13 protein-coding genes and 1 pseudogene are annotated in these 14,144 nt (G+C 36.4%); 10 read left to right on the top strand and 4 right to left on the bottom strand.

Annotation, left to right across the window (positions count from 1 at the left end; genetic code table 11):
- Positions 1-582, bottom strand: a complete 582-nt coding sequence (locus IPH11_12060) for a DNA-3-methyladenine glycosylase 2 family protein (protein MBK6914341.1) — start codon at positions 580-582, stop codon at positions 1-3.
- Between the two features lie 150 nt (positions 583-732).
- Complete coding sequence (locus tag IPH11_12055) at positions 733-1,818, bottom strand: hypothetical protein (GenBank protein ID MBK6914340.1); 1,086 nt, start codon at positions 1,816-1,818, stop codon at positions 733-735.
- Positions 1,819-2,194: 376 nt separating this feature from the next.
- Between IPH11_12055 and IPH11_12050 the strand changes: the two genes are divergently transcribed.
- From IPH11_12050 to IPH11_12010, 9 genes and pseudogenes are all read left to right on the top strand, one after another.
- Positions 2,195-3,523 (top strand): pyridoxal phosphate-dependent aminotransferase, encoded by a 1,329-nt coding sequence (locus IPH11_12050; GenBank protein ID MBK6914339.1) that lies wholly within the window; start codon positions 2,195-2,197, stop codon positions 3,521-3,523.
- An 83-nt stretch (positions 3,524-3,606) separates the two neighbouring features.
- Entirely contained in the window at positions 3,607-4,077 is a 471-nt protein-coding gene (locus IPH11_12045; protein MBK6914338.1) for a PTS sugar transporter subunit IIA, read from the top strand.
- Positions 4,078-4,115: 38 nt separating this feature from the next.
- Positions 4,116-5,414: a histidine--tRNA ligase gene (locus IPH11_12040; protein MBK6914337.1), complete on the top strand. Its 1,299-nt coding sequence runs from the start codon at positions 4,116-4,118 to the stop codon at positions 5,412-5,414.
- A 28-nt stretch (positions 5,415-5,442) separates the two neighbouring features.
- Entirely contained in the window at positions 5,443-6,315 is an 873-nt protein-coding gene (gene lgt, locus IPH11_12035) for a prolipoprotein diacylglyceryl transferase (protein MBK6914336.1), read from the top strand.
- A gap of 6 nt (positions 6,316-6,321) precedes the next feature.
- A complete protein-coding gene (gene rlmB, locus IPH11_12030) occupies positions 6,322-7,050 on the top strand; it encodes a 23S rRNA (guanosine(2251)-2'-O)-methyltransferase RlmB (GenBank protein ID MBK6914335.1) in 729 nt (242 codons plus the stop codon).
- A 71-nt stretch (positions 7,051-7,121) separates the two neighbouring features.
- Positions 7,122-7,538: a hypothetical protein gene (locus tag IPH11_12025; GenBank protein MBK6914334.1), complete on the top strand. Its 417-nt coding sequence runs from the start codon at positions 7,122-7,124 to the stop codon at positions 7,536-7,538.
- A complete protein-coding gene (locus IPH11_12020; protein MBK6914333.1) occupies positions 7,538-8,962 on the top strand; it encodes a T9SS type A sorting domain-containing protein in 1,425 nt (474 codons plus the stop codon). The genes IPH11_12025 and IPH11_12020 overlap by 1 nt, the downstream gene beginning before the upstream one ends.
- A gap of 53 nt (positions 8,963-9,015) precedes the next feature.
- Positions 9,016-9,580 (top strand): annotated as a pseudogene (gene def / locus IPH11_12015) (peptide deformylase).
- Between the two features lie 14 nt (positions 9,581-9,594).
- Positions 9,595-10,515, top strand: a complete 921-nt coding sequence (locus IPH11_12010; GenBank protein ID MBK6914332.1) for a methionyl-tRNA formyltransferase — start codon at positions 9,595-9,597, stop codon at positions 10,513-10,515.
- Positions 10,516-10,691: 176 nt separating this feature from the next.
- Here the strand turns inward: IPH11_12010 and IPH11_12005 are convergent, their stop codons facing one another.
- Both IPH11_12005 and tnpA read right to left on the bottom strand, forming a co-directional pair.
- Positions 10,692-11,315 (bottom strand): hypothetical protein, encoded by a 624-nt coding sequence (locus IPH11_12005; protein MBK6914331.1) that lies wholly within the window; start codon positions 11,313-11,315, stop codon positions 10,692-10,694.
- A 903-nt stretch (positions 11,316-12,218) separates the two neighbouring features.
- Positions 12,219-12,659: an IS200/IS605 family transposase gene (tnpA, locus tag IPH11_12000; GenBank protein ID MBK6914330.1), complete on the bottom strand. Its 441-nt coding sequence runs from the start codon at positions 12,657-12,659 to the stop codon at positions 12,219-12,221.
- A gap of 851 nt (positions 12,660-13,510) precedes the next feature.
- Here tnpA and IPH11_11995 point away from each other — a divergent pair.
- Entirely contained in the window at positions 13,511-14,095 is a 585-nt protein-coding gene (locus IPH11_11995) for a hypothetical protein (protein MBK6914329.1), read from the top strand.
- Positions 14,096-14,144: the final 49 nt, after the last annotated feature.

The raw sequence follows: 14,144 nt of genomic DNA, 5'->3' as shown, positions 1-14,144 counted from the left end.
TTAACTTCTATTTCTTTTCTTAAGATAATAATGCCACAGAAAATAAGCAGCTAAAGATCTATATGGTTTCCACTTTTGTGTTAGGCGAATAATTCCTTCCTTAGTTTTCACTTTGGTTAGTTCTTTTATTGTGGTGATTAGTGCAATATCTCCCAAAGGAAAAATATCTTTTGATTGCAGACAGAACATTAGATAAATATCTGCAGTCCAATTTCCGATTCCTTTTATGTTTGTAAGTATTTTTCTTACTTCTGACGGACTCAACTTAAACATTTCATCAAAATCTAATTCTTTGTTTAATATTGACTGAGATAGTGTGCGAAGATATTTTGATTTTTGTCTGCTTATCTGGCAGGCCCGCAATTCTTCATCCGTAAGCTTTAAAATTTCAGTCGGTGAAAATTCCGGCAGATAATTATTTAGCTTAATAAAATGTGCTTCTGCGGATGCAAGACTAACCTGCTGTTCTAAAATAATTCTTGATAACGAAACAAAACCCTGTGGTCTTGTCCAATTTGGTGGTACACCATATTTATCTTTTATCCTGGCGAAGAGTTTCTGAGCAATGGCGAGTTTATTTATGTCTAAGTTGTTTACTATCAAGAATATTACTTTAAACTCTATTTACGATTCGGGGTTTTAAGAAGTGGCGGTTTAGAAGCACAAACTTTCATACGAAGCACAAAACCCCTGCTATCGCAAATCCCTTGTTAGCGGCTGGCTTACTCTCTCTCATAACGACCAATTTATCTGTTGAACGCCATACTCCTGTGTAATGCTATTGACTACAACTTTGCAAAACTGCTTTATCTCACGCTTGCTGTAATTTGCGCCCATCCACCAGTTGTTCGGTAAAGATTTTGAAAAGTCCTGAACCAAATCTGGTCTGCCGATGAACAAGTTTTCTTTTTGTTTTGAAAGCAAAGAACGGGAGCGTCCTCGTGTTTGACTTTCAATTCTTCGTAGTGAATTGGGGAAGTTTGTAATCGCAATTTTCAAGAGTGCCTCTAAAGTGCCGATTGCGTTTCTACTTTGAACTGTCTGATTGTTGAACCTAACACCTCTAAAAGCATCGTTTGTATTTATGTCGTCTTCGTTATCATTTGTTTCATAGTCATCAATTGCGTCTTGTGGCTTGGAAACATAATTACTTGTCTTGCCAAGCTGTTTCAGGTATTCAATGAGTTTGTCGTCAGATGGTTCATAGCCACAAATGTCAGCTACTTTTTCTGAAAGCAAACGAACTAAGGTTACATCTTGGTCTTGAACAAGTTTGTCCCAAGCTAAAGGGATAGAAGTGTCAATCTCTTTACTCTTATACTGCTTGTCGTAGTCGGCTTTTGCTTGTTTGAGTGCCTCTCCAGTTCTAACTGCCTCATAACCTAAATAGCTTTGAAAAATTAGCTCAATCTCGGATGTTGTCCGTGCAAGCAAGTCAAGTTTATAGAAACGTCTCTCTGTCAAACTACCTCTCTCTGCGGGCAGATAAAAATGCCATTCTTGTCCGTCTGTTAAGATTGCAACTGGAATACCGGTCTTGAATGAATATGAAAGGACTTGCTCGTCTGTGTTGTTAGCTTTACCCAGTGCTTTTACTTCAATGATGATTGCAGGTTTGTTGTCCGGGAAGCAAAGTGCAAAGTCAATTATTTTGTTGTCAATTCGGAATTGCGGTTTCACTTTCTTGGTGTCATACACATTCCAATTCAATTGGTTTAGAATTCGCAATACAATTCCGTTAGTCACCTCTGCTTCGTTTAGGAAGTCCTGCTGCTTAATCGCTGTGATAATCTCGGTAAGTGTTGTTTGAAAGTCCATGTTGTTTCTTTAGTCGTGATTTGGTCTCATAAAATTAGACTAATACAACCGCACTTAGCTGTACATGTTTCATTACATTAATATATTATTATATATAATTTACATAAATTTTTTCTAATTATAATCAGCAGTACTTTTTATTCATACTTTTTCTCTAATAATAAAGCCCATCTTAAATTTTACTCAAGTAATTCCGCCAATAAATCCTTATGAATGTTCTGCGGAATTTTCTAATTTTAAGTAAGTAAAATTTTGGTGATAGTCACTCTGAATGTGTCGATTTTCACCCTGAGCGCGTCGAAGAGTGAATGGAAAAAGTAAAAGTGTTATGCTTCGACAAGTTCAGCATGACAGTATGTATAAAAAAATAAATCGAATGAAAAACACTCCAATAAATTATCAGGTTGTTGAGGATAAAATTAAGGCAGCTAATCTCCCATCAATCAGCAAAGCAACTATTCGTGAGATTAAAAAGCTCGTTGATGAAATTGAAAAAGCTTCCGGCGAAAAGTTTATTCGCATGGAAATGGGGGTGCCCGGTCTGCCACCGTCTCAGGTGGGTGTTGATGCGGAAATAGCAGCGCACAAAAAAGGTGTTGCGGCAATCTATCCCGATATTCAAGGCATTCCTGAATTGAAAATTGAGGCTTCGCGCTTTGTAAAACTTTTTATGAATATTGATGTAAGTCCGCAAGGCTGCGTGCCGACAGTCGGCTCGATGCAGGGAAGCTTTGCTGCATTTTTAACTCTTAACAGAATTCATAAAGAAAAAGACACCACCCTTTTTATTGATCCCGGTTTTCCGGTTCATAAACAGCAGCACAAAGTTTTGAATTTAAAATATGAGACTTTTGATGTTTATGATTTTCGCGGTGAAAAACTTAGTGCGAAGCTTGAGTCATATCTTGCAAAAGGCAATATCTCAAATATCATTTACTCGAACCCGAATAATCCGTCGTGGATTTGCTTCACCGAAAAGGAATTAAAAATTATTGCGGAACTCGCTGAAAAATATGATGCAATAGTTCTTGAAGATCTTGCTTATTTCGCAATGGATTTCAGAAGGGATATGTCAAAGCCCGGGGAGCCGCCGTATCAGCCCTCGATTGCGCATTATACGGATAAATATGTTCTGCTTATCTCCGGCTCAAAAGCGTTCAGCTATGCGGGGCAGCGAATCGGAATGATGATTATTTCGGATAAATTATTTTCTTCCACCTACCCGGACTTAAAAAGATATTATTCGACGGATACTTTCGGCTATACAATGATCTTCGGAACAATTTATCCATTGAGTGCGGGGATGACTCACACTGTCCAATATGCAATGGCGGCAATATTCAAAGCAGCTAACGATGGTAAATTAAACTTTGTGGAATCAGTCAAAGAGTACGGTTATAAAGCAGCGATCATGAAAAAGTTATTTACTGAAAATGGATTTGAAATAGTTTACGACATGGATGAGAATAACCCAATCGCCGATGGTTTTTATTTTACAGTCTCTTATCCCGGTATGGATGGGGAAGAACTTTTACATGAACTTTTATTTTACGGAGTCAGTGCAATCTCCCTTGAGATTACCGGCTCAACGCGAACAGAAGGATTGCGTGCCTGTGTTTCGCTTGTGCGGCGCGATCAATTCCCTGATCTTGAAAAACGATTAAAGCAATTTTATAAAGATCATCCATTACCTTATAAAGACTGATACTGTTATATTCAAAATGCAAATAATTTCTTTTAGTTTTATAGTTTAGAAATGAAATCTGAATTTAATTTATCAGTGAGTCAATGAAAGTTACAGATATACTAACCGAAAATTTTATAATTGCTGAACTTCAAAGCAATCAAAAAAATGAAGCAATAAATGAACTGCTTGAGTTATTCAGATCCGATGATCGTGTATTGGATTTTGAAAAAATGAAGGAGTCGGTTTTAGAAAGGGAAAAAATAATGTCCACAGGGGTGGGGAAAGGATTTGCAATACCGCACGGCAAAACTTCAGGAGTAAAAGAGATACTCGCTGCATTTGGAAAATCTACGAAGCCTATTGAATACGATTCACTTGACGGCAAACCGGTACAGTTACTTTTTTTATTGATCGGAAGAGAAAATATGGTAAGCGCACATATAAAACTTCTCAGTCGCATTTCCCGCATGATGAATAGAGATGAATTCAGACAAAAACTTATTGATGCAAAATCTTCTGCTGAAATACTTGATTATTTCAGACAGGAAGAAATAAATTACTTCGATGTCTGAGATTTGCACACATAATATTTTCCCCCTCCATTATCAAAATGATTAAAGCAATTACCGGTACAAAAGATATTCTACCAAACGATATTCCGAAATGGAATTATATTCAAAACATTGTTGAAAAAGTTTTCCGTCAGTTTAATTACAAGGAAATTCGTACACCCATCTTCGAGGAAACAATTCTTTTTGCACGCGGTATAGGCGAGCAAACTGATATCGTTGGTAAAGAAATGTATTCATTTAAAGATCGAAGTGAAACGAGCATAACATTGAGACCTGAAAATACTGCCGGAGTTGTTCGTGCTTTTATTGAACAATCACTTGGGGCGCAGCAGTCATTAAACAAGCTTTACTACATCGGTGCGATGTTCAGGCAGGAGCGTCCGCAGGCAGGAAGACTCAGACAGTTTCATCAGTTCGGTGCAGAAGCTTTAGGGAGCACTTCTCCGCTGCTGGATGGCGAAATGATTGAAGTTGCTTATCAAATATTAATTAAGCTCGGATTAAAAAACTTAGTCGTCAAAATTAATTCGCTTGGTGTGCCCGAAGTTAGAGAGAAATACAAAATTGAACTGCGCAAATTTCTGTTAGACAAAAAAGATAAACTATCCGAAGAAAGCAGGAAAAGATTTGACACAAATATTCTGCGGATCTTTGACAGCAAGATTGAGGTTGATAAACAGATAATGAAAGATGCCCCATTGCTTTTAGATTATCTTGATGAACAAAGTAAAAATGATTTTGCAATTGTAAAAAGTTACCTAACAAATGTTGAAATTCCATTCGAAGTTGATACCACACTTGTACGAGGGTTAGATTACTACACAAAGACAACTTTTGAAATAGTAAGCGGAAGTGTTGGTTCACAAAGCGCATTGTGCGGTGGGGGAAGATACGATTTACTTGTTCAGGAACTTGGCGGCAAATTTACACCGGCAGTTGGTTTTGCTGCAGGGATGGAGCGCATTCTACTTGCTTGTGAAAATGAAAAATCATTCAGTGTCCCTGACGATTCAATTGATGTTTATTTAATTCGTATTGATCCAAAACCTGAACATGAACTTGATCTTGAACTTGAACTGCTAATCACCACCCTCGCATCAAAGTTACGTAAAGAAAATTTAAGCTGTGATTACGATTATCACGAACGAAGCGTAAAAGCACAAATGCGCGAGGCAAATAAGTACAATGCAAAGTTTGTTCTGTTTGTCGGCGGTGATGAATTTAAAAATGGTCAGGTGAATTTGAAGAACATGAAAACAGGTGAACAAACTTTAATCAAATTAAATAGTTTATCATCAATCGTTGATGCAGTTAAAAATAATTTGCAATCCAAATAGTAACTTTTTTTTGCAGAGGTAATAAAATATGTATCCGGAATTATTTAAGATTGGACCACTAACAGTTTACAGCTATGGTTTGATGCTCGGTATCTCCTTCATTCTTGGCAGTTATTTCCTAAATAAGCAAATTGAAAGAAAGAAGCTTGATCCGAATATTGCGACTGAAACAACCCTGCTTGCAATAGTTTTCGGTGTGGCGGGGGGAAAACTTTTTCATCTATTTGAACACTGGAAACAATTTATTGCAGATCCGATTGGAATGGCATTCTCTCCCGGCGGCTTAACATTTTACGGCGGACTAATCCTCGCCATCATTGCGATTTATATTTACATCCGCAGAAAGAAAATTCCTTTTCTCGTTCTTGCCGACGCTGCTGCACCTTCACTTGCATTGTCTTACGGTATTGGACGAATCGGCTGCCACCTTGCCGGCGATGGTGATTATGGTATTCCAACTGATCTTCCCTGGGGAATGGTTTATTCAAATGGCACTGTCCCTCCATCAGCAATCTTTAATACAGAAGAAATGGCAAAACAATTTCCATCAATAATGGATAAATTCCCAAACGGTGTTCCCGATACAGCACCGCTTCATCCAACCCCCCTTTATGAATTTATAGTTGGCATCATGCTTTTTTATCTCTTGTGGAAATTGAGTAAAAAAGATTGGATGGATGGAAAACTTTTTATGCTCTACTTGATGCTCTCCGGTACTTCAAGACTGCTTGTTGAATTTATTAGGTTGAACCCACGATTGATGTTTGGACTTTCGGAAGCGCAGCTTATTTCAGTCGGATTGATAGTAATTGGCATTGCCGGCTGGTTCCATTTTATGTATCACAAAGAACTAGTTAAGTTTGTGCCTCCACCTTTAAAACCAAAAGCAGTTAAGAAATAACTTCTTATGCAATTAATCATTGGCAGAAAACCGGTTCTCGAAGCAATCAACTCCGGTGCCGAACTTGAACAAGTTGTTATATCTTATGGACAAACTGGCGGCATAATCGAGACTATAATTATAGCTTGCAAGAAAAAAGGGATTAAGTGTAATCAAATCTCCACTTCAAAATTTTCGGCTCTTGTTACAAGTCAAAACTCACAGGGTGTGGCTGCTATAAAAACTCAACAAAAATATTTTACATTAACGCAGCTCATAATTGATTCAAAAAAATCAGCCTACCCTTTAATATTAATCTTAGATTCCATTCAGGATACACATAACGTTGGGGCGATACTACGAACAGCGGACTGTGTCGGGGTGGATGGTGTGATAATTACAAAACACAACAGCGCACCGATAAATGAAACTGTTGCAAAAACTTCTGCAGGTGCAATCGAACATTTGAAAGTTTGTCCGGTTACAAATCTTGCAGATGCTATTCGTGAATTAAAAGATAAGGGCTTTTGGATTGTTGGTTCGTCACTCCAAAATTCAAAGCCATATACAAAAGTTGATTATAAAATTCCAATCGCTTTAATTTTAGGCAACGAAGAAAAAGGCATTCGACGATTAACTGCTGATAGTTGTGACATACTGGTGAACATTCCGATGAAGGGAAAAATTCAATCATTGAATGTGTCAGTTGCTGCGGGCGTTCTATTATTCGAGATATTACGTCAGCGCAGTGGCTAAAAATTTTTCTTGACCTTAATATTTTTTTTGATTACAATTCCGCTGTAGATTAATTAATACAGGGAGAAACAATGATCAAGAAAATTTTTCTATCAATAGTTCTTCTCGGCTCACTTTCGTTCTCGCAAGAGAATAGTGTTTTCACATCACTCACGGGACTTGATGATACGCTCGGAGTTACTCATCTTTATTATCGTTCAGGCAGTTCAATAGATATTTATAACCCAGTTTATCATTTCATTCCCGGGACTCCAATTGATAGTGCGTTTATTGATGCTTATGTAATTAACTACCCACCACCTACCGGAGAAATAGCCAAAGCAGTTCTTGATTTTATTTTTTATAAAGGTGATCCTGAAAAATATCTCGCCGCCGGTTTTTCGATTTTTCCTGACAATCATGGTTATATTGAAAGATTTGACGGCGCAGCGTATGGTGGGGTGGATAACATAAATCATCTAAGTTTTCATATCAAAATCCTGATCTGATGTATGCTAACGGAGGAATTCTATTAAAAAGTACAGATGGTGGTTATACCTGGCAGGATCAGAATCGTCCCGTCTTTCAAATTATTTCGCTTTCGCCTTATGATGATAAAATTATGTTTGGAATTGATTACGACAATTCTCTAATCAAATCGCTAGATTCGGGAAATACATACTATACGGTGGATACAGCAAATTGGGATAGTGGTTCTCAAATGTACTTTGATCCCGATGGAGTCCATATTTATTGTGTTTCAAACGGTTATAATTACAATTTCATGAAACTGTCCACAGGAGGAGGGGAACCATTTAGCTGGGTAATTAAAAAGCAATCTGATATTCCAATTTACTTAAGTAATGATTCGGAAATTCCCGGGTTCATTTTTTATGCTAATGGAAAAAATATTTATAAGTCGAATGATTTTGGAATCACATTTAATCTATATAAAACTCTTGAACGAAATATTGTCGGCATATACAAGAAACCTAATGAGGATAAACTTTATGCTGCAACAAAATATAAAATTTATGAGATAACTAATAATTCGATGATAGTATTAAAATCATTACCGATCCCTTCGGATGTTTTTGATTGGTTTCCACTTGCAATTGGGAATAAGTGGGTTTATAATATTACGTCCCTTAATTATTATTGCTGGCCTGATACTCAGTATGTAAAATCTTTTGAGATCACAAAAGATACTTTGATTTCAGGGATTAGATATTTCAAGTTTGAACCACCGCTTCGTTATGAATATAAATTTATAAGAATAGACTCACTTGACGGTCACTTAAAAACATTATACAATTTTTTTGGTTATTACGACACTATTGAAATTTCAATTTACGATTTCTTGATGGAGGTTGGCGACACTGTTTATCTAAATCCTCAAGAGCAATTGCCTGATGCTTATTACCTCGCTTCTGAGGAAACCAACTTTGTATTGGGAGAAAATCGTGTAGTGCGGACACTTTACCCAATTTCGTTTTATTTTCCCCAATATTCCTTAGCATATCAAATAGGATATTTAGGTAATTACAGTTGTGAGTTTGGTGGTTCTAGCAGCTATTTAAAGGGATGTATTATTAACGGAATCGTTTACGGAGATACTACAGTAACTTCCGTTAAAGAAGATCAAACTGTACCAAAAGAGTTTGTACTTTATCAAAATTTTCCCAACCCCTTCAATCCAAGTACTGCCATAGATTATGATTTGCCTGTAAGCAGCCGAGTTACTTTAAAAATATTTGATATACTTGGAAGAGAAATAGAAACGCTTGTTGATGAATTTCAGCAGGCGGGGAGTCATAGCGCTCAATACTTAAGCAATGCAGAACTCCCAAGCGGCGTATATTTTTATCAGTTAGCAATTGACGGCGGAGCTAAAAATTTTATTTCCGTAAAAAAGATGATGCTCTTGAAATGATTGTGTGATTAAGCTTAAATTGTGATAAGAAATAATTAATATTTGAGGAACTAATGAGCATTCTGCCTATCACGCTTTATGGTGATAATATTTTAAGAAAGAAAGTCAGCAAAGCTAAAAGCATTGATGATAAAACGATAGCACTTATTTCAAATATGTTTGAGACAATGCACAATGCACATGGAATCGGCTTAGCTGCAAATCAGGTAGGGGCAAACAAAGCGATTTTCATCGTTGATCTTACCGGGGTTGAGGAATACGAAAACTTTAAACCAATTGTTTTCATCAATCCCAATATAAATAAATACAGCGATGAGAAATGCATTATTGAAGAAGGATGTCTTAGCATTCCTGATATTCGCGGTGAAGTTGAACGTCCGTCTGAAATTGAAATAACTTATTTCGACACAAATTTTAAAGAGCAGACAATTCATGCCGATAAATTATTAGCGCGTGTAATTCAAAGATGAGTATGATCATTTAAGAGGAATTTATTTTACTGATCTGCTTCCTGCTGGCGAGCAAAAGAGATTAAAAAAATCTTTAACTAAAATTAAAAATCGTAAAATTGAAGTTGATTATCCTATCACACACGACCTTGATTACCAATTGAAATAGCTGACAATTAAAGCATGAGTATTGTGTTTCTTGGAACTCCTGATTTTGCTATTCCATCTATAAAAATTCTTTTAGATAATCACCATCAGATTCCTGCAATCGTTACTACACCTGATAAAGAGCGAGGAAGGGGACAGAAAATTTCATTCACTCCGGTTAAACAATTTGCGATGGATCATAATATTCCGGTTTATCAACCGAAAAAATTAAAAGGCAATCAAGAATTTGTTGAGCAGATGAAAAGTCTAAATCCGGATTTATTTGTGGTTGTAGCTTTCAGGATATTGCCGAAAGAAATTTTTGAGATTCCTAAGTTTGGTTCCTTTAACCTGCATGGTTCATTTCTGCCAAAATATCGTGGAGCTGCACCGATTCAGTGGGCATTAATAAACGGGGATACTGAAACAGGACTTACAACTTTTAAACTTGCAGAAAAAGTTGATACCGGAAATATCTATCTTCAGGAAAAAGTTTTTATACGCGCTGATGATAATTTTGAATCACTACACGATAGAATGAGTCTGCTTGGTGCAGAGCTTGTATTAAAAACTATTCAGCTAATTGAATCCGGTAATTTTCAATTGAAGAATCAAGATGATTTGTTAGCATCCCCCGCACCAAAAATTACAAAAGAGATTTGCCGTATAGACTGGCATAAATCTGCGAAAGATATTCATAACCTAATACGTGGACTTTCGCCTTATCCGGCGGCATTTTTTACTTTTAACAATAAAGTCTTTAAAATATTTAAGACTGAAATTGTATCTAACCTTAATCTTTCACCATTCCAAATTCATCAAACAAAAACTGAATTGATCATAGGCTGTGGGAATAATGCAATCAGAATTCTTGAAATTCAATTGGAAGGAAAAAAGCGCATGAGCATAGAGGAGTTTTTGAGAGGATTCAGTTTTCATACCGCAGATAATTTATAAAAATTCTTTTTCGAATGTTTCTATACTCTTATGTTCACAAGGCGATTTATTGAAGTATAAAACTACTAAAAAGGCGATCGCATTATAGCCGACCGCCTTTTAGTTTTTACAAATGATCATTTTGTTTTTTATTGTTCCCTGTTTTTAGGGAGGTGGGAGGTAGTGCTGTTGTTTTATTATCCTACCGTTATACTTGCTACATCTGACTGCTGTCCGACTTCAACATCCTTGTAAACAAGTCTGCCGAAGTACTCACGCTTTTCCGGCGCACCGTTAAGATTGGGGCGTGCGTCTTTGAAGCTTGTAAGTGTTACAGTTGCGAGCAGTGTAAATGTGGTTTCATCGCCGCGTTTACTGTAGATATTTATCGCAGCAACGAATCCTTTCTTCCATGTTATCCTGATTGATCCGTCTGCATTCTTAAAGAGCTTAAGAAATGGTTTGAGATCGTCGAGGTTTAATGGAACATCTATAGGTTCTATCCCGAGCTCCTGACCAATCTGCAATGTGTAATTTCCACTGCTTTTGATCTTTCTGATAAGTGATCTTGTAGCCCCGGGTGCCGAGATCGCAGCCTGCTTCTTTGCTTTATTATCCTGCACAGCACCATGATAAGATGCTTCGGCGGATACTTGTGCTGAGAAAGCAGCGCGGTGTGTATTAATGAGTGAAGTAACTGCTGCAACTTCGGCTGCTGTTACCCCTACCGTTGCATTATGCAAAGGCAGCTTTGTGATAAGGTTTTCTTCCCATGTGTCTAACTGATCGTTAGACTGGGGAAGATAATCTTTTGTGGACATGGTGTGTCCTTTCTGATTGTGAGAAAAATATTTAATTAATTGACCTTGCGGTTGAGATGAGAAAGTATTTTTTTTAATTTTCCCTTCTTACCACAGGGCTAATTATATCGTGTCAACCATCGTGCCAAAGTGATATTTGTAAATAAAGCATTTCAGAAAAAGAAAAAATTACCCTACCGTACGATAAATATTTAATAATTTGCGAAAAAACAAATTATTTTATTAGAAAAATATTCCCCGCATTCAACGCGGGGAGATCCGCAAGCAAAAAAACACTCCCCGCATTCAACGCGGGAAGCCCCGCAAGCAAAAAAACATTCCCCGCATCCAATGCGGGGAGTCCCGCAAGCAAAAAAACATTCCCCGCATTCAACGCGGGGAGTCCCGCATGAAATAAAACGTACGTTTTTTTTAATGAGGGAAATGTTTTATTAAGATTTATAACCTCCGCAAGCAAAAAAACGTACGCCGCACACAATAATTAGAGCAGCTTAATAGCAGGACAGATATTTTTTACAAGTAAAATTTTCCTTTTTAGAAATAATTACATGGCTGAGTGAGGGATTAGAATTAATTATAATGGACATATTACATATACTGCATTTTCAAATAGCCCCGGTATTTATTCCGGGGGTCAAAATAGGACAAATGACCCGGGCTTTAGCCGGCATTAGCACAGATAGTGGCTAAAGCCTTTGTTGTCAGTGGTTGTTCCGTCCCCACCATAAATGGCGGGGTTAATTTAGTCTATGGAATAAATTCCATAGAAAACCTAAAAATCTTGGTTGCTTGTATTTTGCTCTCAGGTTCTCAATCCACTTCATTGCATTGGAAAGTTTCTTCTTAGGTTCTCAATGCGATTTATCGCATTGGAAAAAGGATCAACAAATAGATTTAACGGTTTTAACCGTTTATTAAAACGCCGTATTTTTTTAGAAATAATTGATACTCTTCCGTATAACTTTTAAGGCGATGATGCTCCTCCTGATTTTTGATGTATTTTATCACCGCACTAACCCTTGAAGGGGAGACAGAGAACGCACCATAACCTATTCCCCATTGAAATTTTTGTCCCGTCATTCTTTGCTGATTTATATAATGTGAAGAAGCCCCCTTTAATAATTTTATACATTCTTCAACGGATAGGTTTGTAGGTAGGTCTATTAAAGTATGAACGTGATCACTATTAACGAAATTATTCTCCATATAAATGTTCTTCTCCTTAGCATATTTAAAAAGATATTCGGAAATTTTTAGCCTCGTTTCTTTGCTTAGTACTTTCTGATGATCAAGTGTTTCCCAAATAAAGTGTATCCAGATTTTGTGGTGTGAGTGTTTTGACATCTTATTTCCTTTTTTAGTAATAAAATATTAAACCGTTAAAACGGTTTCCTTTGTTGGTATAGCTTTTTTAACCTATGGAATAAATTCCATAGAGAACCTGATTTTTTTGGACTAAATAAATTTCATAAAGTCTTTTAAATAATCAAAGCTTATTTTGAATAGTCTCAATGAGTTTTATCACTTTGGAAAATAATCTCCTCTTAGGTTCTCAATACGATTTATCACTTTGAAAAAAAACATACACGCTAAAAAAGTCTTAACGGTTTTAACCGTTTACCCACTCGCCCATTAAACCGTTAAAACGGTTTTCTTTGTTGGTATAGCTTTTTTAACCTATGGAATAAATTCCATAGAGAACCTGATTTTTTTGAACTAAATAAATTTCATAAAGTCTTTTAAATAATCAAAGCATATTTTGAATAGCCTCAATGAGCTTTATCACTTTGAAAAAATTTCTCTTAGGTTCTCAATACGATTTATCACTTTGAAAAAAATCTCCTCTTAGGTTCTCAATGCGATTTATCACAATGAAAAGTTTCATATCAGGTTATCAATGTAATTCATTTCACTGAAAAAATTCCTCTTAGGTTCTCAATGCGATTTATCGCATTGAAAAAACATACACCCCAAAAGTCTTAACGGTTTTAACCGTTTGCTTACTCTCCTTTAAACCGTTAAAACGGTTTCCTTTGTTGGTATAGCTTTTTTAACCTATGGAATAAATTCCATAGAGAATCTGATATGCTTTTGAACTGCTGTACACTTAATATTTTATTTGCATCGGGTATAACATTTTATTTAAGTTATAAGTATCAAGGTAGAATAGTTACGCAAAACAATAGGACTTTCTTATGAAAACATTAATTTCGATCAGGATGCTGGTTTTAGGTTTCTTTTTAATAAGTATTTTTATTTTAACCTCCGCTGGATGTGGAAATAAAGAAACCCCCGATAAACAACAAACCCGGGAAAAACCTCTAACTTTTAAAAATTACAGCCCCACCCTGCAAGTTGACACCACTGCATTACAAAAAGAAGCTTTTCTGCCTTCAAGTGCCTCCGATTCCCTGTTGAAGCGATTCAGGTTTTTTGCCAAAGGTGTAAATAATGACCTCTTGAAAGAATATCCTATAGGCTACGGTATATTAACTTTGAATAATGGACGCTATACAAGTATAGCATTTTCAAATGATGAGCGGTTGGTTATAAATTGGAAGCAGTCCAAAATAAATCCAATGGGCGATAAAGGAATGGGAATACAATTAAATGGAATAAAAATGGAAAATTTTAATTTTTTGGGCTTCACAGTTCCATTTAATCTGGATTATACGCCAAAGGAAACAGAGCTTGTTAGTACGAGTCTGAAACTGTACACCCAACTACTTCTTAAAACTGAAGCGGGAATGATGGTGTTGGTGGGGTTTAAGGAAAAGTGAGGGTGAAGTGAAAAGAATAATCTCCGATTCATTTTTTATTTCGTAAATA

It is taken from the genome of Ignavibacteriales bacterium (assembly GCA_016709155.1).
Classification (GTDB): Bacteria; Bacteroidota; Ignavibacteria; order Ignavibacteriales; family Ignavibacteriaceae; genus JADJEI01.
Note: the sequence above shows the minus strand (reverse complement) of the source record. Positions and strands in the feature narration are given on the sequence as shown.